Origin of the sequence: Pseudoclavibacter sp. CFCC 13611 (assembly GCF_008831225.1) — a bacterium.
Classification (GTDB): Bacteria; Actinomycetota; Actinomycetes; order Actinomycetales; family Microbacteriaceae; genus Pseudoclavibacter_A.
Map to the genome: position 1 here is coordinate 378,130 of NZ_WBKE01000003.1, position 21,536 is coordinate 399,665.

20 protein-coding genes are annotated in these 21,536 nt (G+C 64.9%); 10 read left to right on the plus strand and 10 right to left on the minus strand.

Features of this window, described 5'->3' with window-relative positions:
* Positions 1-83 precede the first annotated feature (83 nt).
* From F8O08_RS10395 to dnaA, 4 genes are all read right to left on the minus strand, one after another.
* Complete coding sequence (locus tag F8O08_RS10395) at positions 84-563, minus strand: DUF721 domain-containing protein (RefSeq protein ID WP_158036962.1); 480 nt, start codon at positions 561-563, stop codon at positions 84-86.
* Positions 544-1,755: a DNA replication/repair protein RecF gene (gene recF, locus F8O08_RS10400; RefSeq protein WP_158043211.1), complete on the minus strand. Its 1,212-nt coding sequence runs from the start codon at positions 1,753-1,755 to the stop codon at positions 544-546. Before recF ends, F8O08_RS10395 begins: the two co-directional genes overlap by 20 nt.
* 9 nt (positions 1,756-1,764) lie before the next feature.
* On the minus strand, positions 1,765-2,904 hold the full coding sequence (dnaN, locus tag F8O08_RS10405) for a DNA polymerase III subunit beta (RefSeq protein ID WP_158036960.1): 1,140 nt from the start codon (positions 2,902-2,904) through the stop codon (positions 1,765-1,767).
* Positions 2,905-4,046: 1,142 nt separating this feature from the next.
* A complete protein-coding gene (gene dnaA, locus F8O08_RS10410; RefSeq protein ID WP_412973621.1) occupies positions 4,047-5,612 on the minus strand; it encodes a chromosomal replication initiator protein DnaA in 1,566 nt (521 codons plus the stop codon).
* A 347-nt stretch (positions 5,613-5,959) separates the two neighbouring features.
* Between dnaA and rpmH the strand changes: the two genes are divergently transcribed.
* From rpmH to F8O08_RS10455, 9 genes are all read left to right on the plus strand, one after another.
* Complete coding sequence (rpmH, locus tag F8O08_RS10415; protein ID WP_158030428.1) at positions 5,960-6,097, plus strand: 50S ribosomal protein L34; 138 nt, start codon at positions 5,960-5,962, stop codon at positions 6,095-6,097.
* Between the two features lie 5 nt (positions 6,098-6,102).
* Positions 6,103-6,453 (plus strand): ribonuclease P protein component, encoded by a 351-nt coding sequence (rnpA, locus tag F8O08_RS10420; RefSeq protein ID WP_158043213.1) that lies wholly within the window; start codon positions 6,103-6,105, stop codon positions 6,451-6,453.
* Positions 6,450-6,788: a membrane protein insertion efficiency factor YidD gene (yidD, locus tag F8O08_RS10425; RefSeq protein WP_158043214.1), complete on the plus strand. Its 339-nt coding sequence runs from the start codon at positions 6,450-6,452 to the stop codon at positions 6,786-6,788. Before rnpA ends, yidD begins: the two co-directional genes overlap by 4 nt.
* Before the next feature lie 74 nt (positions 6,789-6,862).
* Entirely contained in the window at positions 6,863-8,041 is a 1,179-nt protein-coding gene (gene yidC / locus F8O08_RS10430; protein WP_158043215.1) for a membrane protein insertase YidC, read from the plus strand.
* Complete coding sequence (locus F8O08_RS10435; protein WP_158030432.1) at positions 8,038-8,592, plus strand: protein jag; 555 nt, start codon at positions 8,038-8,040, stop codon at positions 8,590-8,592. The genes yidC and F8O08_RS10435 overlap by 4 nt, the downstream gene beginning before the upstream one ends.
* Positions 8,592-9,257: a 16S rRNA (guanine(527)-N(7))-methyltransferase RsmG gene (gene rsmG, locus F8O08_RS10440; RefSeq protein ID WP_158043216.1), complete on the plus strand. Its 666-nt coding sequence runs from the start codon at positions 8,592-8,594 to the stop codon at positions 9,255-9,257. Before F8O08_RS10435 ends, rsmG begins: the two co-directional genes overlap by 1 nt.
* Positions 9,258-9,305: 48 nt before the next feature.
* Positions 9,306-9,491, plus strand: coding sequence for a hypothetical protein (locus F8O08_RS10445; protein ID WP_158036953.1), 186 nt, complete (start codon positions 9,306-9,308; stop codon positions 9,489-9,491).
* 201 nt (positions 9,492-9,692) lie between these two features.
* A complete protein-coding gene (locus F8O08_RS10450; protein WP_225733633.1) occupies positions 9,693-10,580 on the plus strand; it encodes a ParA family protein in 888 nt (295 codons plus the stop codon).
* 340 nt (positions 10,581-10,920) lie between these two features.
* The gene (locus F8O08_RS10455; protein ID WP_318655646.1) at positions 10,921-11,865 is read left to right on the plus strand and encodes a ParB/RepB/Spo0J family partition protein; all 945 of its coding nucleotides are present in this window, start codon (positions 10,921-10,923) and stop codon (positions 11,863-11,865) included.
* Positions 11,866-11,934: 69 nt separating this feature from the next.
* On the opposite strand, the gene F8O08_RS10460 is transcribed toward F8O08_RS10455, so the two are convergent.
* From F8O08_RS10460 to F8O08_RS10485, 6 genes are all read right to left on the minus strand, one after another.
* Positions 11,935-12,948, minus strand: coding sequence for a D-alanine--D-alanine ligase (locus F8O08_RS10460; protein WP_158043219.1), 1,014 nt, complete (start codon positions 12,946-12,948; stop codon positions 11,935-11,937).
* Between the two features lie 94 nt (positions 12,949-13,042).
* Positions 13,043-14,398 carry a PLP-dependent aminotransferase family protein gene (locus tag F8O08_RS10465; RefSeq protein WP_158043220.1) on the minus strand — a complete coding sequence of 452 codons (1,356 nt, stop codon included), beginning with the start codon at positions 14,396-14,398 and terminating at the stop codon, positions 13,043-13,045.
* Positions 14,399-14,557: 159 nt separating this feature from the next.
* Positions 14,558-14,881: a thioredoxin gene (trxA, locus tag F8O08_RS10470; RefSeq protein ID WP_158043221.1), complete on the minus strand. Its 324-nt coding sequence runs from the start codon at positions 14,879-14,881 to the stop codon at positions 14,558-14,560.
* 41 nt (positions 14,882-14,922) lie between these two features.
* Positions 14,923-15,900 carry a thioredoxin-disulfide reductase gene (gene trxB, locus F8O08_RS10475; protein ID WP_412973622.1) on the minus strand — a complete coding sequence of 326 codons (978 nt, stop codon included), beginning with the start codon at positions 15,898-15,900 and terminating at the stop codon, positions 14,923-14,925.
* A 171-nt stretch (positions 15,901-16,071) separates the two neighbouring features.
* The gene (murJ, locus tag F8O08_RS10480; RefSeq protein WP_158036946.1) at positions 16,072-17,730 is read right to left on the minus strand and encodes a murein biosynthesis integral membrane protein MurJ; all 1,659 of its coding nucleotides are present in this window, start codon (positions 17,728-17,730) and stop codon (positions 16,072-16,074) included.
* A complete protein-coding gene (locus F8O08_RS10485) occupies positions 17,727-19,919 on the minus strand; it encodes a DUF6049 family protein (RefSeq protein WP_158043223.1) in 2,193 nt (730 codons plus the stop codon). The genes murJ and F8O08_RS10485 overlap by 4 nt, the downstream gene beginning before the upstream one ends.
* Positions 19,920-20,004: 85 nt before the next feature.
* Between F8O08_RS10485 and F8O08_RS10490 the strand changes: the two genes are divergently transcribed.
* Positions 20,005-21,456 (plus strand): CCA tRNA nucleotidyltransferase, encoded by a 1,452-nt coding sequence (locus tag F8O08_RS10490; RefSeq protein WP_158043224.1) that lies wholly within the window; start codon positions 20,005-20,007, stop codon positions 21,454-21,456.
* The last annotated feature ends 80 nt before the right edge of the window (positions 21,457-21,536 follow it).

Consider the following 21,536-nt stretch of genomic DNA (forward strand, 5'->3'; position numbering starts at 1 on the left):
CCACGCCAGATCAAGGGGTTCGCGTTCAGACGCCGCTCGTACGATCCGCGACCGCACCCCACCGCGAAGAGGCAGGCAGAGAGTCATCCGTAGGTGTCGCGCGGCCCGCGCCCGTTCACCGAGCGGATGCCTCGCTTCCACGAGGGCGCATCCGGCCCGATGAATCGCATGTCAGTGACCTCGACCTCGGGCAGCAGCTCGGCGATGCGGCCGATCAGACGGCTCTTCATCAGCCGCAGACTGGCCGCCCACGACGTCGACTCGCAGCGCACCTCGACCACGGTTCCGTTCAGCCGCGCGCTGGTGCGCTGCGCGACATCCTCACCCACGATGGTGTGCCATTCGCTCGCCAGCCGCGCCTTCTCGAGCGTCGGCTCCCAGCCGCGATCCTGGGCGAGCCGCCCGAGCACCTGGCCGATGCCGCGAAAGTCGCGGCCGGCCGCGAAGGGCTCGTCCGACCCGTCGCCGCGAAGGTTCCGGGCGCCCGTGCGGGCACCGCGGCGGGCGAAGATGCGGCGCATGCGCAGATAGACGAGGGATGCCTCATCGCGAATCTCGGCCATCGTCACCTCGCTCTGCGTTCGGGTGCTCGTCGTCCGCAGGCGCGCCCTCGACGTTTCCGTAGACGACCCCGTCGCCGGTCAGCTCGCCATGAGCCACGTGCACCGTTCTCGTCTCACGATCGCCGAAGCTCGGCACATCGTCAAGCACCGCGGCGGTGATCAGTACCTGCTCGTAGCCCGCAGCCAGCTCGATGAGTCGGCTGCGGCGGGCGCTGTCGAGCTCGGCGAACACGTCGTCGAGAATGAGCACGGGGTCACCTGCGGGGGAGGCTAGGCGCAGCGCCTCGGCCCCGGCGAGCCGCAGAGCGAGCGCGAGCGACCAGCTCTCACCGTGACTCGCATACTCGCGGGCAGGCAGATCGTTGATCGACAGCAGCAGGTCGTCACGGTGCGGCCCGACCGTGGTGACGCCGCGGTCGAGATCGGTGTCGCGAGCGGCGCGCAGACGGTCGGCGAACGCGGAGCGCACATGCTCGAGGTCGCCCGGGCGATCGGCCACCGTGTTCGTGACCAGCTGCGCGGTGGCTCTGGCGTCGGTGTCGGCGATCAGGTCGTAGAGGCGGTTGAGCGGTTCGACCAGGCGAGCGACCAGGTCGGCGCGCTGCACGAGCAGTTGGGCTCCGAGGTCGACGAGCTGCTCGTCCCAGATGTCGAGGGTGTTGAGCCCTGCGGCCGCGGTGCGTGCCGCCCGCGCCGATTTCAGCAGGGTGTTGCGCTGTCGCAGCACACGCTCATAGTCGCCGAGCGTCTCGGCGAAACGGGCGCGGGTGCCCACGCAGAGCTCGTCGAGAGCACGCCGCCGCACCTCTGGGCCGCCTTTGACCAGGGCGAGATCTTCGGGGGCGAAGAGCACCGTCGAGAATTGGCCCTGCGCCTCGCCCACGCGTTTGGGGGCACGGTTGATGCGGATGCGATTGGGGCTGTCGAGATTCAGCTGCGCGTCGATCTGCAGCTGACGGCCCTCGTGCAGCACTGTCGCACGCACCACGGCCTGGCGCTGGCCGGCACGCACCATCGGAGCATTGTTTGAGACGCGATGCGAGCCGAACACCGAAAGATAGCGCACCGCCTCGACGAGATTGGTCTTGCCCTGGCCGTTTCGGCCGGCGAAGACCCAGATCTGCGGCCCCAGAGTGAGCTCGGCGCGCGTGTAGTTGCGAAAGTCGTGCACCTGGAGCGACTGCACGTACACAGCGGCTCGCTAGCGCAGCAGCAGGTTCGGCTGCAGCAGGTACTTGAACGCACCCGGCTGCTCGCCGTCTTTGCTGGTCTGGCCCGTGATCAGCACGGGACCGGGCTTGTGCGGGTTGTCCGTCTTTGTGAAGGCCATCTTGGCGAACTCGCAGCGAGTGGAGTTCAGCCCGTCGATCAGAAACTGCGGCTTCATCGAGATGACGACCTCGTCACCGGTGAGAAACGCCTCGACACGCTCTCGAGCCTGCGCCTGGTCGTTGCCTGCCGCATCGAGCGTGACGCCGTCGAGGTTGAAGGTGAAGCGCAGCGGGCTCTCGCGATCGAGCACCAGCGAGACGCGGCGCACGGCCTCGATCAGCTCGGCGGTGTTGACCACGGCGTAGTTCTCGACGGTCTCGGGGAACAGCCGGCGAACGGGCGGGTAGTTGCCTTTGATCAGCAGCGACGTGACGGTGCGTCGGTTCGCGCTGAACGCGATGATCTCGCGATCGTCGTTCTTGATCAGAGCGACTTTGACGCTGCCCTGATGGGCGAAGGTCTTGGCGACCTCGTTCAGTGTGCGCGCAGGAACCAGAGCGTTGCCCTCAGCCTGTTCGTCGTTGTTCCACTCGATGCCGCGCACGGCGACGCGGTAGCGGTCGGTGGCCAGGAACGTGAGTTCGCTCTCGTCGATCTCGATCTGCACGCCGGTGATGACCGGCGTGACGTCGTCTCGTGATGCGGCGACGGCCACCTGGGCGATCGCGTCGGCGAACTTCTCGGCGTCGACCGTGCCGACCCACTGATCGATCTGCGGCAGGCTCGGGTACTCCTCGAGCGGCATGGTGTAGAGCTCAAAGCGTGCTGCGCCGCTGACGACGAGCAGTTTTCCGTCTTCGAGCGAGAGGGTGACGTCGTCGCCGGGAAGCTTCGACGAGATGTCGGCGAGCAGGCGTCCGCTGACCAGCACGCTGCCCTCTGTCTCGATGTCTGCCGCCACAGCAGTCTGCGATGAGACCTCGTAGTCGAAGGTGGCCAGATGCAGATCGCCGCCCTGTGCTTCGAGAAGAATGCCACCGAGGATCGGCAGGGTCGTGCGCTGAGGCAGCAGCTTCACCGCGAAAGAGACAGCCTCTGCGAGCAGGTCACGATTGATCTGGAGTTTCACGGATGCCTCTCTGTCGGAACTGCTGTCTTGGTCAGCGCATACCGCTGCACCCGCGCGACGTCTCGTCACTGAGACGATCGACGGTTCGGCCTGGTGCGCGGCGTGTCGCCGATCACAGGCACAGAGGTACTGGTATGCGCGTGAGCGCACCCACCATCTTCGCACAATTCTGCGTCGACACAATTCTGGTGTGTCAGCGTGCGGCTCGAGGTGTTCCCGTCTGCTCAGAGCCGCTGAGACAACGAACATCAGAGCAGAGCACGCGTCTCTTATTGAGAATCAGCAAGCGAGGCTGAAGCAGACGTGCAGCAGAGCTGCTCTTCTGCAATGTGCTGGAGCAGTGCTGCGTCGGCCACGAGGGTCGCTCTTCATGAGCATATCTTTCCCAGGCCTGCCGAGTGGGGAAGAGAAGGTTCGTAGAGAGTTCGCTGTTGAAAGATGTAACTCTGCAAGGTTAACAACGCTTGTGGATTCCGTGCATGACCTGCTGTTGGGCACAGAAAACGTGGGAACGACATCGATGTAGTTTGTGCACAGCTTGTGGAGAGCGCTGTGGAGAAAAGAGCGCGGGTTTTGCCAGATGCGGCGTCTGTACACAAAAACCGGCGATTTCTCCCCAGTTTCACCCAGTTATCCACAGATCTGTGGAGAGATATGTGGATAAAGTCATGCATTTGCGGTTTTCTCGAGTTATCCACAGGGTGTGGACAAACCCGTGGATAGTTGCGGCCGCCCAGAACTACACCGGTGTAACTTGTGGAATTGACCTGTGGATTGTGGATAACTCCATCATTCGTCAGAAACCTGTCGTTCACCTTCGCGGCCATGTCCAGAGTGCGATTGAGAGACTGTCCGGGCCAGCGAAATGTGCCCTCCTGCGGCTCGAACCGTGCGCAGTGGGGGGCATCCAGATGCGCAGGAGTGTGTATAGGAGAGGCGTGGATCGCCGTTCTGGAGCGAGGGCGCACCAGAGGAGATGTGCGTCCAGTCTGGCGAGGGCACACGCACGCTGTGGGTCGACGGCGGCCGCATCTTCTGACGCTGAAGGGATGACCCTGAGACGCCGAAGGGATGGCCCTGAGAAGGAAGGGATGGCCCTGGGAAGGGGAGAGCGAACCCGTCAGCCGGGCACAGCCCGCGGTCTAGCGGTGCGCCTGCTTCACAGCGGTCGAGATGTCGGTGACCTGGGTATAGATGTTGCGTTTCTCTTGCATCAGGCGCGAGATCTTGTTGTTGGCGTACATCACGGTCGTGTGATCGCGATTGCCGAAGATCTGCCCGATCTTGGGCAGTGAGAGGCTGGTGAGCTCACGGCAGATGTACATCGCGATCTGGCGAGCCAGCGCGATCTGCTGTGAGCGTGAGGTGCCGACGATGTCGTTGACGCTCAATGAGAAATAGGTCGCCGTGGTCTGAATGATCGTGTCGGGGTCGACCAAGTTGTCGTCTGCCAGCGTGATCATGTCTTTCAACGCCGTCTGCGCCAGGGGAAAGTCGATCGGCTTCTGCTCGATGCTCGCATAGGCGATCACTCGCAGCAGCGTGCCCTCGAGCTCGCGGATGTTCGAAGACACCTTGCTGGCGATCAGCTCCAGGATGTCACCGGGCACTTCCATCTGTTCGCTCTCGGCCTTGCGGCGCAGAATCGCGATGCGCGTCTCGAGATCGGGCGCCTGCACATCGGTTGTGAGGCCCCACTCGAATCTCGAGGTCATGCGCTCCTGAAAGCCGGTCAGCTGTTTGGGCGGCAGATCGCTGGTGATCACCAACTGCTTGTTGTGATCGTGCAGATTGTTGAAGGTGTGGAAGAAGGCCTCCTGAGTGGAGTCCTTTCCCTGCAGAAACTGGATGTCGTCGATGAGCAGCACGTCGATGTCGCGATAGCGCGACTGGAACTCGGCCGCCTCGTTGCGCTGAATCGAGTTGATGAAGTCGTTGGTGAACTCTTCAGAGCTCACATAGAGCACTCGGATGTCGGGAAACAGGCTGATCGCGTAGTGGCCGATCGCATGCAGCAGATGGGTCTTGCCCAGTCCGGACTCGCCATAGATGAAGAGGGGGTTGTATGCCTTGGCCGGGGTCTCGGCGACGGCGAAGGCAGCCGCGTGCGCGAAGCGGTTCGACGCGCCGATCACGAAGCTGTCGAAGGTGTACTTCGGGTTGAGTCGGTTCCCGTTGCCGCCGGCCGTGGGCTTCGGTGCGCTCGCCTGCACGGTGGGCACGCTCGGTCGAATCGGCGCTGCCGGTGACGTGGTCGCCGAGGGCTGTGTGGCGGATGTGCCGCTCGCCTCCGTCCCAGGCATGTCGGCCGTGATGAGGCCGGTGACGCTCGCGGCCGCAGCTCCGGGCTGGGGCGCAGCAGCGGCATCCGTCGTCGACGACGGGGCGGGAGCATGCGGATCGATGTCGAGCGCATGCAGACTCGGCTGCCGGGTCGAGGGCTTCTGCGGCGTCTGCTTGCTGACCATCTCACGCAGCGACGAGTTGACGACCACGGCGAAGCTGGTGATGGCGGGGCCATCGGGCTGAACTGTGGTGAGCGCACGCATCATGGCGTTGCGTGCCCGATGTTCGATCATCTCTCGGGCGAGTTCGTCTGGAACTTCGAGAAGAATGGTGTCGCCGATGGCGCCTTTGGGATGGATCAGCCCGATGAAGCCGGAGAGCTGTCCGGTGATGTCAGGGTCGGACTGCAGGGCGTCGGCCATCTGCTGCCAGAAGCCCTCCGGGTCTGCTGTCGCATCGATCTGCGGCATGATGCACTCCCGGCCCTTTGTCACGATTCCACAGGGTTATGCACAGGATTACCCACATGTGTATAACTGTGGAAAGCCACTCCTATTGAGCCGCTCCGGATACGCTAGCGCGCTCGGATGCTCTTCGCAAATCTTCGTGCGCGGATTTCGGCGTGTCAGAGCCGGGTTCGGCTCGTTCTGTGTGCATGATTGTGGATTGTCATGTTTGTCGGCTTGACCTGTACCGGGTTGATCGGTAGGTTTAACCGCTAGTTGCCCGAGTATATCGGCATGCCCTTTTACCATCTTTCGGAGAGATCATGAGCAAGAGAACGTTTCAGCCCAACAACCGTCGTCGCGCCAAGAAGCACGGCTTCCGCGCTCGTATGAGCACCCGCGCCGGCCGCTCGATTCTGTCGGCACGTCGTCGCAAGGGGCGCACAGAGCTCGCTGCGTAATACGCATGCTCGACCGACCGCATCGACTGAGAACATCCGCTGATTTCTCCAAAGTGAGTCGTCGCGGTCGTCGTCGTGGCACCAGGCACCTGTTGGTGCACCTGCTGGCCACCGACGACGACACGACCACGAGAATCGGGTTTGTCACCAGCCGGGCGGTCGGCAATGCCGTCCAACGTAATCTCGTGAAACGCAGACTCCGTGAGATCGCTCACGAACTGCTCGAGACGGCTCCCAGAGGATGGCTGATCGTCGTACGAGCGAAGCCCAATGCGGCGCGGGCCACTTATGGCGAACTGCGTCACGAGGTTCGCGATGCCGTGATCGGTCGTACCGAAACGAAGAGGGCGTCATGACGGTCAGTCCTGTTCCCTGTTCCACACTGCTGTGCGAGGTCGGGGTCTTCGTCTGGATGCTGCCGCGTCGTCTTGCCGTCTTGGTGCTGCGTGGCTACCGCCGATTCATCTCTCCGCTCTATGGAGACGTCTGCCGCTACTATCCGACCTGCTCGGCCTACGCCCTCGAAGCCTTCGAACGTCGAGGGTTCGTGATCGGCACGGGGCTCACGGTGTGGCGGCTGCTGCGCTGTCAGCCGTTCTCAGCGGGAGGCGTCGATCCCGTGCCGTCAGGTCGTCATGAGCCCCAGCACACTCATCACGCGCATGACGAGGGCGTTCACCATCGGCGGTGACCTCACTGAGCCGTGGCACTGAGTGCCCGACATCACTAAAGACCAGCTGACCGCTTCAGACGAAAGAAGAACACGTGGATCTCATCGGTAGCATCCTGTGGCCCATCAAGTGGCTCATCGAGCTCGTGCTCGTGAGCTGGCATTGGGTCTGGGTCAACATCTTCGGCTTGGGAGCCTCTTCTGGCTGGGCGTGGACGCTCTCGATCATCGGTCTTGTGCTCATCGTGCGTGCGGCGATGATCCCGCTCTTCGTCAAGCAGATCAAGTCTTCCCGTGCATCGATGGAGCTCGCCCCGAAGGTGCGCGCTCTGCAGCAGAAGTACAAAGGTAAGAAAGACCAGCTGTCACGCCAGGCCATGGCGCAGGAGCAGATGGCTCTGTACAAAGACGCCGGCACGAACCCGATGGCCGGCTGTCTGCCGATGCTGGTGCAGATGCCGGTGTTCTTCGGTCTGTACACCGTTCTGCATGAGGCCGCGCAGGGGCACAGCGGCATCGGCGTGCTGAACGGCGACCTGGCCAATGACTTTCAGCATGGCTCGATCTTCGGCGCACAGCTGTCGACCACGCTGATGAACTCGATCAACGCCGATCCGATTCAGTGGCAGGTCGTGCTGCTCGCCGTCGTGCTGGTGATCTTCATGGTCTCGTCGCAGCTGTACACGAGTATTCAGATCATGGGCAAGAACATCTCAGAAGAGACGAAGGCGTCTCCGATGTTCCGGCAGCAGAAGATGCTCATGTACGGCATGCCGTTCCTGATGATCTTCTCAGGTGTGGCCTTTCCGATCGGTCTGCTGATCTACTGGTTCACCTCGAACCTCTGGACCATGGTGCAGCAGGCCATCGTGATTCGCAGCATGCCAACGCCGGGCAGCGTCGCGTACTTCGCTCGACAGAGCCGTCTTGAGGCCAAAGGCAAGCTGACCGATCGTCAGCGCGAAGAGCTCGCCAAGCATGAAGGGCGTGGGCAGGGGCAGCGCCAGCAGCCGGTGGGCAAGAGCCGCGCCAAGAAGCAGGGCGTGCAGCTGACCGATCAGCAGCGTGACGGCGCGGCCGATGCGAAGTCGACCGAAAGCGACCATTCGGGCGCAGCTTCGGCATCCGCATCAGGCTCGAAGCAGAGCAGCCCGCAGGGCGCTCAGCCGGGCGAGAACACGAGCCAACAGGGTGACCGGAGCCAGCAGAACGCTGGCCAGGGCAAGGGCAAAGGCTCGAAGTCGAGCCGGAGCAAGAGAAAGGGCAAGCGATGAGCGACGAGCAGAGCAGCGAGACGCGCAGCGCACTCGAGATCGAGGGCGATATCGCGGCTGACTACATCGAGGAGTTTCTCGACATCGCCGATTTCGACGGTGACATCGACATCGAGGTGCGCAGCGGGCGGGCATACATCGGGGTGAATTCCGACGACGAAGACTCCAACCTTTCGACGTTGGCGTCGCCACGCGTGGTGTCGGCGCTGCAGGAGCTGACGCGTCTCGCGGTGCAGCAGAAGACGGGTGAGTTCAGTCGCCTGGTGCTCGACGTGCAGGGCTCGCGAGAGCAGCGTGAGCACGAACTCGAAGAGCTCGTCCAGGATGCAGCCGAGCGGCTGCAGGCGGGTGACGATCGTGTGGCGCTGCCCGGCATGTCTTCGTACGAGCGAAAGCTTGTGCACGACTTCGCGCGGGCCGAGGGCCTCGAGAGCGATTCAGAGGGTGAGGGTCGTCGTCGCCATGTCGTGCTGACACTCGGTGGCGATGAGGCGACCTCTGAGCACGAGTCAGACGGGCAGGGGTCGTCGGCAGACGAGGCATCGAACTGATGTCGAGCGATCAGCAGCAGATCGGCGAGCTCGAAGACGAGCCCGACGTCGTCGCAGAACGCTTTCCCGTCGCACGTGTGCAGCTCGTGCAGCTCGCCAACGATCTCTATGAGCAGGGCGAACGTCTCGGTCTGCTGGGGCCGCGCGAGTACGGTCGGCTGTGGAGTCGGCATCTGCTGAACTGCGCAGCAGTCGAAGAGCGCATTCCCGAGGGTGCCCGTGTCGCCGACGTCGGCAGCGGAGCGGGACTGCCGGGCTTGGTGCTGGCGATCATCCGCTCAGACGCCGAGTTCACCCTGATCGATCCCATGGAGCGGCGCTGCACATGGCTCGAAGACGAGAGCGCACGGCTGGGGCTGACGAACGTACGGGTGATTCGCGCGCGTTCGCAGGAGGTCACCGACGAGGTCATGGTCGACGTGGTGACGGCTCGAGCGGTCAGCGCGCTGAAGACGCTGATCGGCTGGACGGCTCCGCTGCTGCGGCCAGGCGGTTCGCTGGTGCTGATGAAAGGCCGCTCCGCTGCGGCCGAGATCGAAGCGGCGAGCAAGCCGATTCGCAAGTTCGCATTGCAGGACGTCCATGTCGAACATCTCGGCGCCGACTACCTGAGCGAGCCGACCACGGTGGTCTGCGCGACGCTGCCGACCATCGAAGACGAATAGAGCGCGGTCGCATCGTGAGCGCGGTCACGAACCCGGATGGAGAATGTGATGAGTGACGAGAGCACGCAGCTCCCAGAGATCCCGGCTGATGTGGCGAAAGGACTCGGGTCTCCGGTCGGCTCGCCAGACGGCGCCCGCGGATTGGGCTGGCCTCGGGAGTACCCGGTCGGCGAGACTCCCGATCTCGAAGACGCCGAGGGCATGCCTGCACCCGGCGTGCACGAAGAGTCGTGACCGCCTCCCGAGTGATGTTTCACGTGAAACGTCGCTCGGGGCGCACGGTTTTCTCGATACGTCGTCGGTGAGGGTGTTTCACGTGAAACACCGACGTCGTGTCAATGTCGGCACCGGGCACTAAACTGAACACGTCCAATGATGACCCGGTGGGCATCTGCATCGGGCATGATCTAGATCTCGAGCGAGGGTGAAACACGCGTGGAATTCGATGACTCGACACCGCTGGCCAAAGAACTGGCCAGTCTGTCGAGACGCCGCAAGGCCGTGGCCGAACTCGACTTCAGAAAGCCCAGTCGTACGCGCGTCTTCAGTGTGACGAACCAGAAGGGCGGAGTCGGCAAGACGACGACGACCGTCAACCTGGCTGCCGCTCTGGCACTGAACGGCATGCGCGTGCTGGTGATCGACCTGGACCCTCAAGGCAACGCCTCAAGCGCGCTGGGCGTGAACATCCGTGAGGGCGGCGTGGGCATCTATGACGTGCTGATCGGTGATGCCAGGCTCGGCGAGGTGATCGTTCCCAGCGCAGAGAACGATCAGCTGTACTGTGCGCCGTCGAGCATCGACCTGGCCGGCGCCGAGATCGAGCTGGTGTCACTGCCGTCGCGCGAGTATCGACTGTGGCAGGCCATCGACAGCCTGAGCCAAGACCGTGAGACGCACTTCGACTTCATCTTCATCGACTGCCCGCCCAGTCTCGGGCTGCTCACGGTGAATGCGTTCGTGGCGGCGCACGAAGTGCTCATTCCGATTCAGTGCGAGTACTACGCGCTCGAAGGGCTGAGCCAGCTGCTGAAGAACATTCTGCTGATCAACGACCAGTTGAATCCGGATCTGTGCCTCAGTGCGATTCTGCTCACGATGTACGACGCCCGCACACGGCTCTCTGAAGAGGTCGCCGACGAGGTGCGATCACACTTCACCGAAGAGACGCTGCAAGCGGTGATTCCGCGTACGGTTCGCATTGCCGAGGCACCCAGCTATGGGCAGAGCGTCATCGCGTATGATCCGGGGTCAAAGGGAGCGATCTCATACATCGAAGCGGCTGCAGAGCTCAGCCAGCGAGAGGAGCATCATGGCCGGTAGAAAAGGTGGTCTCGGTCGCGGCATCAGCTCGCTGATCCCCACACACACGGAGCAGCGTCGTGGCGGTCGGCCTGAGACGGCTTCTGACGCCCGCAAGCGCCCAGTCGATGTCTTCTTCGATGGCGCACCCGCAGGAGGGCAGGCGCACTCCGACGTCGAGGCCGCAGAGGCTGCAGAACGCGGTTTCGAGGCGTCTCGTCGCGGCGGCAGTCGTCGCGAGCGCGCTGATGCGTCTGTTGCAGGCGGTTCTGACAGCGCGAATGCCTCGAAGAAGAGTCGCCGCCAGAAGACAGTGAAGACTGTGCCTGCACCCGACGCTGTCGAGGTCAGCGAGGCCGATGTGCGCATCGAAGTCGTCGAGCAGGAGCGAAACACAGCCGCATCGGCAGTGCTGCGTGCCGCAGACGAGGCGGCTGCGGCAGAGGGCGTATCCGTCGACACGGTGGAGCAGACACCGGCAGAGACAGATCTTGCTGCGGTGCCCGGCCTGACCCTGATCGAAGTCTCGCCTCACGACGTGGTGCCGAACCCGGTGCAGCCTCGCAAGGAGTTCGACGAAGAAGCGCTCGATGAGCTGGTGCACTCCGTCCGCGAGTTCGGGGTGCTGCAGCCGATCGTGGTTCGCCGTCGTGAAGAAGGCGGGTACGAACTCATCATGGGTGAGCGCCGGCTGCGCGCTTCAAAGGCAGCCGGTCTCGAGGCGATTCCGGCCATCGTGCGTGAGACTGCCGACGAAGACATGCTGCGCGACGCTCTGCTCGAGAACCTGCATCGTTCGAATCTGAATCCACTCGAAGAGGCGAGCGCCTACCAGCAGCTGATGCAGGACTTCGGCATCACACAGGAGCAGCTTGCCCAGCGCATCGGGCGGTCACGCCCTCAGGTGAGCAACACCCTGCGCCTGCTGAAGCTGCCGACGGGCGTGCAGTCGAAGGTCGCTGCGGGAGTGCTCTCGGCAGGCCATGCCCGTGCGCTGTTGTCTCTGGCCGAGACTCATGACATCGACAAGGTGGCAGACAAGGTCATTCACGAGGGTCTGAGCGTGCGTGAGACCGAGCAGCTGGGTGAGCGCACGCCACGACGTCAGGCCAAAGCCAAGGCACGGGCCGGTGGAATCCAGGATCAGTTGCACGAAGTCGCGGAGCGTCTCGAAGACCAGCTGGACACGCGCGTGCGCGTCTCTCTGTCGAAGAAGAAGGGGCAGATCGTCATCGACTTCGCGACGGTGGGAGATCTGAACCGCATCGTGGGCGCGCTCGGGGTGAAGGGCTTCGGCGAGCACTGATCGAGAGATGACGACCGTGTCTCGCGAGATGTTTCACGTGAAACATCTCGCGACGGTCGGCTCGCCAGCTCAGGCGTGTGCGCGCGAGATGGCAGCGCGAGCGATGTCGAGATAGACCTCACCCTCAGTGCGACCCGCGCCACGAATCGCGAGCGGTGCCAGCGAGGTCTCAGTCGCCCCAGGTGTGACGTTGGCGTCGATGAACCAGGGCGTGCCCTCGGCATCGACGATCAGATCGATGCGGCTGAAGTCGGCGAGTCCGAGTGCGGTGTGCACGGTGACGGCGTCGGCGGCCACCCGGTCGGCGACCTCTTCGGTGAGCCGTGCGGGCACATAGAAGTCGGTGTCACCGGCGGTGTAGCGCGCCTCGTAGGTGTATCGGCCTTTCAACGGGCTGATCTCGACGATGGGCAGAGCCTCTGGGCCGTCACCGGTGTCGATGATGCTGACGGCGACCTCAGTGCCGCTAATATGGCGTTCGACGAGCAGCCCGTCTGAGTAGCTGTACGCGTCGACCAGTGCGCGAGGCAGCTCGTCGGCGTGCTCGACGACTGAGACGCCCTGTGCCGAACCGCCCTTGACCGGCTTCAGCACCAGGGGATACCCGAAGCGATCGGCCACGGCCGACAGCACGCTGTGCGCGTCGAGCTCGCTGAACGTCTCACGTGGAAACACGGCGCACTCCGGCGTCTGCACGCCGGCACGACGGGCGATCTCTTTGGCAGTGGGCTTGTCCCACGCCAGGCGTGCCGCTGCCGGACCGCTGCCCACATACGGGATTCCGGTCAGCCGAAGCACGTCACGCAGCGCGCCATCCTCGCCGCTTGCGCCGTGCAGCACCGACCAGATCACGTCGGGTGCCGCCGCGGTGATCTCATCGAGCAGGCGAGCGTTCGGCTCGAGCACGCGGGTCTGTGCGCCGGCACGGCGAATGGCCTCGGCCACGCGGTTGCCGCCGCGCACTGAGACCTCGCGCTCGTGAGAGATTCCGCCGGCGAGCACCAGAACATTCAGCGCCTCGGCCTCGCTCTCACTGACGTCACTCGCGGTGGCGTTCTCGCTGCTGACGTTCTCTGCGGTCATCGGTCTGCCTCTCTCAGTCTCATCACGATCGCATCGTGGGATGCGATGGTCGGTCCGTGCTCTCGGCTCGCGTCCGGGTGGGTGTGTCCTGTACTCAGACGGTGTCTGGCGGGGGAGTGCTCACTCCGTGCTGCGCGTCGGTGCGAGGGCGGGACGTGCCGAAGGTGGCGAGCAGATCCTGCTCACGGTGCACCACACGGCTGAGTCGTTCGATGCCGGTGCGAATCTCTGCCGGTGTCGGGTAGCAGAACGACAGCCGGATTTTGTCCTGGCCGGTGCCGTCGGCATAGAAGGCCGTGCCCGGGGTGTAGGCGACGAGCTCGTGTACGGCGAGCGGCAGCATCTCTTTGGAGTCGAAGCCTTCAGGCAGTGACAGCCAGATGTAGAAGCCGCCGTTGGGATGCGTCTTGTCGAGGGTCGGCAGAAACTCGTCCAGAGCCGAGATCATCGCATCACGCCGATCGCGGTACAGGCCGCGGAAGGTGTCGATCTGCCCGCGCCAGTCGTTGTGCTCGAGGTACTCAGAGACCATGACCTGGCCGAAGGTCGTCGGCGACAGCACGGCGGATTCGTTGGCGAGCACGAGCTTTTCGCGCACCGCATGGGGCGCGAGCACATATCCCAGGCGAAAGCCCGGGGCGAAGATCTTCGAGAACGACCCCAGATACACGACGCCGTCGCTGTCGAGCGAGCGGATGGCCTCAGGGGGCACACGATCGAACCAGAGGAGCCCGTACGGGTTGTCTTCGAGCACGAGGATGCCGTGCTGATGGCAGATGTCGAGCACCTCGCGTCGACGCTCCATCGTCAGCGTCACACCCGCAGGGTTGTGGAAGTTGGGAATCGTGTACAGGAACTTGATGCGCCTGCCGGCCTTTTCCAGCCGCGCGATCGTCTCACGCAGCGCCTGTGGCTGCAGGCCGTCGTCGTCGATCGGCACGTGCACGGTCTCGGCCTGATACGAGCGGAAGATGCCGAGCGAGCCGACATAGCTGGGGCCTTCGGCGATGACGACGTCGCCAGGGTCGAGGAAGATGCGCGACATGAGGTCGACCGCATGCTGCGAGCCGGTGGTCACGACCACGTCGTCGGGGTGAGCGTGGATGCCCTCCAGACTCATGATGTCGCAGATCTGCTCGCGAAAGTGCGGAATGCCCTGCCCCGAGCCGTACTGCAGGGCCTCGCCGCGACGCGTGGTGGTCGCGATGCGAGCGGCGTCGCCGAGGTACTCCTGCGGCAGCGCCGAGACGAAGGGCATGCCACCGGCGAGCGATACCACCTCAGGGCGTGAGGCGACGGCGAACAGGGCGCGGACTTCGGAGGCACTGAGCCCGGAGGCTCGCTCTGCATACTGATCGAGCCAAGGGTCGAGACGAATTGAGCTCTGCGACGAGTTCGTGGACGGAATTGCATTATCGGACACCGTTGTACCTCCAGATTGCACCAGCATAACCTCCTCATGTGTCGCGCAGGTCACAGAGCACCCGCATGGCGAGCGTGTCGCACATTCCGAACGGGTGGCGATGACACAGAACTCCCCGCCGCGTGAGTCTCCGAGGGGTGGAGACCTGCGCGGCGGGGAGCAGGGAGAGGGGTCAGCGCGATTCGCTCAGGCCACGTGTTCGGCGAGATCCTTCTCGAGCTGCGCCTTGGGGCGGGCGCCGATGACCTCGGTGGCGACCTCGCCCTTCGAGAACAGCTTGAGCGCGGGAATCGACGTGATGCGGTACTGGCCGGCGAGGTTCGGGTTCTCGTCGACGTTCAGTTTGGCGATCACGACCTTGCCCTCGTGGTCGTTCGCGTACTCTTCGAGCACCGGCGCCATGGCGCGGCACGGGCCGCACCATTCCGCCCAGAAGTCGACGAGCACGGGCACGTCGGCGTCGAGCACCTGCTGCTTGAAGTTGGATTCGTTCACATTGATGACGGTCATGTCAGCTCCTTTTGAGTTCAGTGGTGGTCTGAGGTCTCGGGTCAGACTGCTGCGGTTTCGGCGGATGCCATGGGCACCCCCGCCTCATCGGCCTGGTCGTCCAGATCGGCGAGGTAGTGCTCGCAGTCGATCGCCGCGACACAGCCCGAGCCGGCGGCGGTGATCGCCTGGCGGTAGGTGGCGTCGAGCACGTCGCCGGCCGCGAAGACGCCGGGCACACTGGTGCGCGAGCTGCGCCCTTCGACGGCGATGGTGCCCTCGGTGGTCAGGTCGACCTGGTCGGCGAAGAGATCGGTGCGCGGGTCGTTGCCGATCGCGATGAAGAGCCCTTCGATGTCGAGCGTGCTGCGTTCGCCGGTCACGGTGTTCTGCAGCTCGACCGAGCGCAGCTCATCCTCGCCTTCGATCGCGACGACCTGGGAGTTCCAGATCGGCTCGATCTTCTCGTTGGCCAGAGCGCGCTGCTGCATGATCTTCGATGCGCGCAGCTCGTCGCGCCGGTGAATCAGGTAGACCTTCGACGCGAAACGGGTGAGGAACGTGGCCTCTTCGAGCGCCGAGTCGCCACCGCCGACGACGGCGATGACCTTGTCTCGGAAGAAGAAGCCGTCGCAGGTCGCGCACCACGAGACGCCGTGCCCAGAGAGTCGGTCTTCGTTCGGCAGGTCGAGTCGGCGGTAGGCCGAACCGGTCGAGATGATGACAGAACGGGCCTCGTAGGTGTCGCCGAGGCTTGTGGTGAGCACCTTCGTGTCACCGAGCAGCTTGACGTCGGTCACGTCGTCGTAGACGACTTCGGTGCCGAAGCGCTCGGCCTGCTGCTGCATCTGGGTCATGAGGTCGGGCCCCTGCACGCCGTCGGGAAAGCCTGGGAAGTTCTCGACCGCGGTGGTCTTCATGAGCTCGCCGCCGGTCTCGACCGAACTGGCGATCACCACAGGCTTCAGACCGGCACGGGCGGTGTAGATGGCTGCGGTCCAGCCAGCGGGGCCGGAACCGATGATGACGACGTCATGCACGCTCATGTGGAATGTCTCCTGTGCTCTCGTGATGTGACCGCGGCCGCACGCTGAGCGTCGGCTGCGGGGCCTGAATCGCAGGCCGACCTCCAGCCTACGGCTGTGTCGACCGGCTCTCGACCCACATCTCAGGTCAACCTCGGATCGAAGACGCCTATTCCCGCCGTGAGGTCATCCGCGGCTGCGAAGGCGACCCAAGATCTTGCCGACCGGACGCAGCAGCGTGCCCAGCTCATCCACACGAAGCAGACGCAGCATGACGATGTAGACGACGCCCATGACGACCGCGAGCAGCACGCAGCTCACGACCGCTGTGACCTTTGAGGCGAGCGCGAAGCCACCGGGGGCGAATGCGCCGAGCAGCACCATCAGCCCGAGGCCGACCGCCGCCGAGACCACGGCGCCGAGCAGCATTCGCACGTGCACGCGCACGACATGGCGGCCGTCGATGCCGCCGAGACGGCGGCGCAGCAGCCAGAAGAGCACCACGGTGTCGAAGGCGATGGCGCAGCCGGAGACCAGGGTCTCGAAGAACACCACTGAATGCGGGTCTCCGCGGGTGGTCAGCCAGTAGCAGGGCAGCACCAGTGCCATGCGCACCAGGGCGACGAAGAACGGAGTTCTGGTGTCGTCCAGGGCATAGAAGGCGCGGATGGCGAAGAGGTTGGCGCTCACCACGATCAAGAAGGGCATCAGCACGAGCAGCACGCGGGCGAAGGCCTGGTTCTGGGCGAAGTCTCCGGTGGTGAAGATGCGGGCCATCGGCATGACGACGACGGTCATGGCGGCGGCGGCGAACACTGTGAGCACCCCGGTGTGGCGCAGGCTGGCCGAGAGATCGCGCGTGAAGGCGACGTGATCGTGTGACGCCGCGTGCTCGCTGAACCTCGTGAAGTAGACGGTGGCGATCGACACGGCGATGATGCCGTGCGGCACCAGCTGCAGGAGGCTGGCCGTCTCGAAGCTGGTGAGGCCCATCAGCGTGGTGTCGCCGGGGGTGCGATACGGCTCGGTCGAGTTGGCCACGACGGTCTTCACGAAGGAGTGCAGCCAGTCGAGCGCGACCATGCCCAGAATCCACACGGCGGCCACGAACGTGGGCTTGAGCCCGGTGTGACGCCACTGAAAGTCAGGCCGAAAGCTCAGACCGGCTCTGCGCCACCAGGCGAACATGATCGCGGCCTGCAGCGCGACGCCGAGCGTCGCCGAGAGTCCCAGTGTCGAGATCATGCCGGGCGTCCAGTCGCTGACCGGGGTGTTGCCCTGGGGGTCGGCGCTGAAGAGCCAGATGAAGACGAGGAAGCCGGCGATCGAGACGACGTTGTTGAGCACGGGAGCCCAGGTGTACGGGCCGAAGACCCGACGGGCGTTGTAGATGCCGCTGAGCAGCGCATAGAGGCCGTAGAAGAAGACCTGAGGCATGCACCAGTATGTGAACGCGGTGGCGAGGGCGAGGTTGTCTCCCGACCAGCCTCCGGTGAACGCCTTGGTGATCATGGGCGAGAGCAGCGTGAGCAGCAGCGTGACCATGAGCAGCGCCGAGAGCACCAGCGTCATGATCTTGTTGATATAGCCGCGGCCGCCGTCCGCGCCGCGGGTCGCCTGCACGATCTGGGGCACGAGTACGGCGGTGAGCACGCCGCCTGCGGTGAGCTGGTACAGCAGCGACGGAATCTGATTGCCCGTCATGAAGGCGTTGGACGCGGTGGTGCTGACGCCGAGTGCCGCCACGATGAGGAACGTGCGCACGAAGCCGAGCAGTCGTGAGACGGCGGTGCCGAGGGCGAGCACGAGCGAGCTGCGCCCCACAGAGGCGGGTTTGGCGGTCATCGGGTCGGGGTCTCCGTCGTGTGGTCGGGATGCTCGGCGGGCGGCTCGCCGTCGGCCGACAGTCGATGTCGGCGCCGAATCAGGCTGCGCACGAGCCCGAAGCCGAAGAGCAGGGTGACGGCGGCGCCGACGATGCCGAGACCGATGCCCTCCCACTGCGCCTGGACGTCCATCGGCCGCGATACCGTCTCGCCGATCGGGTCGCCGTGGTCGTTGGTGATGCCGATGTTCAGCACGACGCTGCCGTTGGCGATCGCCCGAACTGGCACCTGTGCGGTGGCTGCGCTGTGCGGGTCGATGGTGAGGCTCACGGGAGACTTCGTCGTGACGCGGCCGGTGCTGGGAGAGATGTGCACCTGGACGGTCACCGGCTGTCCGGTGTCGTTGCGCACGGCCACGGGAATCTGCGAGCTGCCCGAGACCAGGGTCAGGTTGGTCGTCGAGGTGATTGCGACGGCATCGAGCTGAGCGGCGCTCTCGGCAGCCTGTGCGGTGACCGCCTGGCGCCAGGTGTCGTTGCGGGTCCAGCCCGCGCCGCACAGCGAGGCGGTCTGCTGCAGGAACGTGCTGTGCACGCTCTGAGGGTCGGCCGAGACGGAGGCGAGGCGATCGACCGACGAGGCGGCCTGAGCCAGCTCGCCCAGCGGGCTGAGGTCGTCCTGCTCGGCGGTCTGCGACGAGGTGTCGAGATCGGTCTGCGGGGCGTCGTGCCCGTCGCTCTGATCGCCGGTGTCGCCGCCGTTCTGTGCGTCGTGGTGCGGGGTGATCTGAACCCCCGGCTGGAAACGCACACCGGAGCCGGCGACCGATCTGAGCGCGTCGCCGGCCTGCTTGGCCTGCTGGCTCCAGCCGCGCGGCAGCACGGTGGTGACCGTCGAGAAATCCTGTGTGGCCAGGCCGAGCGTCGTCGCCATCGCCGTGATGCGGTCGAGGTCGCGTTGCTGTTGGGCGCCGTCGCTCTCGAGGCTGTCGTGCAGCGCATCGATGAGGTTGTGGTTGGCCCCGATCACCGGCGTGCCCTGCAGTCGGCGCAGACTCACATCGGCCGAGGTGTCCTGCAGTCGATCGGTGCTGATGATGAGCGGCCGCTGGCCGCTGACCACGCTGAGCCCTGAGGCGGAGAGGTCGCCAGGCGCCTGTGCGAGCACGAGCGGCTGGTCGGTGCTGCCTGCCACGCCGCCGCCGAGCAGGTCGTCGCCGATCTGAGACACTCCTGCCGCGGAGAGCGCCTGCACGTCGGCGTCGCTCCAGATGAGCGGCATGATCTCGGGGAAGGCATCGAGCCGCTGCTTCCACGCCAGTGCATCCGCCGGCGCGCTCGTGCCCAGCAGCGCGATGCTGGCGAGGATCTTGGGGTCGACGGCCAGCTGGACGTTCAACGAGTCGAGCGCGTCGATCTGCGTGGTGAGCTCGCCGTCGGCGCCGGTGAGCTGGGCCAGCTGTTCGGCCGTGTAGAAACGGCCAGCCGCCACGGGCGCGGTGATCGGAACGATGACGTTGAGCGGCCGCACGTCACTCTGGGCGACGTTCCAGGCGAGCGTGCTCTGCTGCCAGACGCTGTCGCTGCTGTTCGAGGTGAGGCGCACCGCGTAGCCGAGCACCCCCTTGTCGTCGGCGAACTGCCAGGTGGGCAGTCGATCGGCGTCGGCGTCGAAGGTCACGGTCGCACTGGTGCCCGGCTCGATGGTCTGCATGGGCCGACCCCCGACTTTCGTCGCACGGTTGCTCGGCCCGGTGGCGCTCGCGGTGTCATACCAGTCGCGCACCTGCGTGGTGGTGGTCATCAGTCGGTTGCCCAGATAGAACTCGACCATCGCAGACACCAACGGTTCGTCGCCGTTGTTGGTCACCGTCGCCGTAATGCTCAAGGGGCTGTGCGCATCGAGCGCGCGTGGGGGATGGTCGATGCTCAGCTGCACGTCGCTGGCTGAGACCCGAGTGGGCTGGGTCGTGGCTTTGTCACGGCCGGCAGGCGTGACGGCGGATGCCGTGGTGACGTCTGCCGTGGCGCTCGCTGCTGGCGAGGTGGCTGTGGCATGCGCTGCCGGAGCCGTCGCGGTGAAGAGCAGGGCGCCTGACAGCAGGATGCCGCCGATCGCCCCCAACCGCCGGACAGGTGCTGCCGCCGGTGCGGGCCGAAGGGGCGCAGAGGACTGACCAGCCGAGCGGCCGCGACGTTCTGCGTGCATGAGTACCCTTCGAATTGTGCGTCTCTACTCTACCGGCGCGAGCTCCGGGTCGATTCCGGGCAGGCTGTGGGAAGATTGTCAGGATATGAACGAGAACCAGCAGGCCGAGTCGCAGCAGCAGCCGAAGAGCATCGTCGAGGCGATGGGAGCGATGCATCGGGTGCTCGACTCTCCGACGCTGCTGAAGCTCGGACGCGCCTTCGACAAAGCGGGCTTCGAGCTCTCTTTGGTCGGCGGCTCTGTGCGCGATGCGCTGCTCGGTCATCAGGGGGTCGATCTCGACTTCACCACGAGTGCGAGCCCGGATGAGGCGCTCGCCGTGCTGAAGCCGCTTGCGACGGCGCACTGGGACATCGGCCGGGCCTTCGGCACGGTCGGGGCGCGCATCGACGGTCAGCAGGTCGAGGTCACCACGTATCGGGCTGACTCCTACGATCACCAGACGCGCAAACCGACGGTGGAGTTCGGCGACAACCTTGAAGACGATCTGAAACGGCGGGACTTCACCGTCAACGCGATCGCGGTGCGACTGCCCGCACGAGCCGTGGTCGACCCCTTCGGCGGCGTGAGCGACCTGCTCGCCGGCGTGCTGCGCACGCCCGGGCCAGCCGCGGTCTCGTTCGCAGACGATCCGCTGCGCATCATGCGCCTGGCTCGTTTCGTGGCTCAGCTGGGGTTCACCGTCGACCCTGAGACCTATGACGCCGCAGCCGAGCGCTCTGCCACGATCACGATGATCTCTGCCGAGCGCGTGCGCGACGAGCTGGTCAAGATGATGCTCTCGGACGACCCCATCAGCGGTCTGCGTCTGCTGGTCGACACCGGGGTCGCCGACCATGTGCTGCCCGAGCTGCCCGCCCTGCGCCTCGAGACCGACGAACACCATCACCACAAAGACGTCTATGAGCACTCGCTCACCGTGCTGAGGCAGGCCATGGACCTCGAAGGCGATCAGCCGGATCTGGTGCTGCGCATCGCAGCGCTGCTGCACGACATCGGCAAGCCGGCGACGCGTCGTCTTGAACCCGGCGGCGTGGTGACCTTTCACAACCACGACCTGGTGGGCGCCCGTCTGGCGACCAAGCGGCTCAAGGCGCTGCGTTTCGAGAAAGACGTGATCAAGCCCGTCGCTCGGCTCATCGAGCTGCATATGCGCTTCTTCGGCTACGGCGAGCAGGAGTGGTCGGATGCCGCAGTGCGGCGCTATGTGCGCGACGCCGGCCCACTGCTGCAGCGTCTGCACTGCCTGACGCGAGCAGACATGACCACGCGCAACCAGCGTAAGGCGGCTCGGCTGCGCGCCGCCTACGACGAGCTGGAGTGGCGCATCGAATACCTGAACGAGCAGGAGGAGCTCGCGGCGGTGCGCCCTGAGCTCGACGGGCAGCAGATCATGAGCGTCTTGGGCGTCGAGCCGGGGCCTGTCGTGGGCAAGGCCTACAAGTTCCTGCTCGACCTGCGCCTCGACGAGGGGCCACTGGGCCTCGAAGAGGCGACGAAACGACTGCAGGCCTGGTGGGCCGAGCAGCAGGGCTGAGCCACAGAACCGTTTCGGGCACACGAAAAGGCCCTGCGGTCGTCGCCGCACCGTATCTCGCGGTGGGGCAGCGGCAGCAG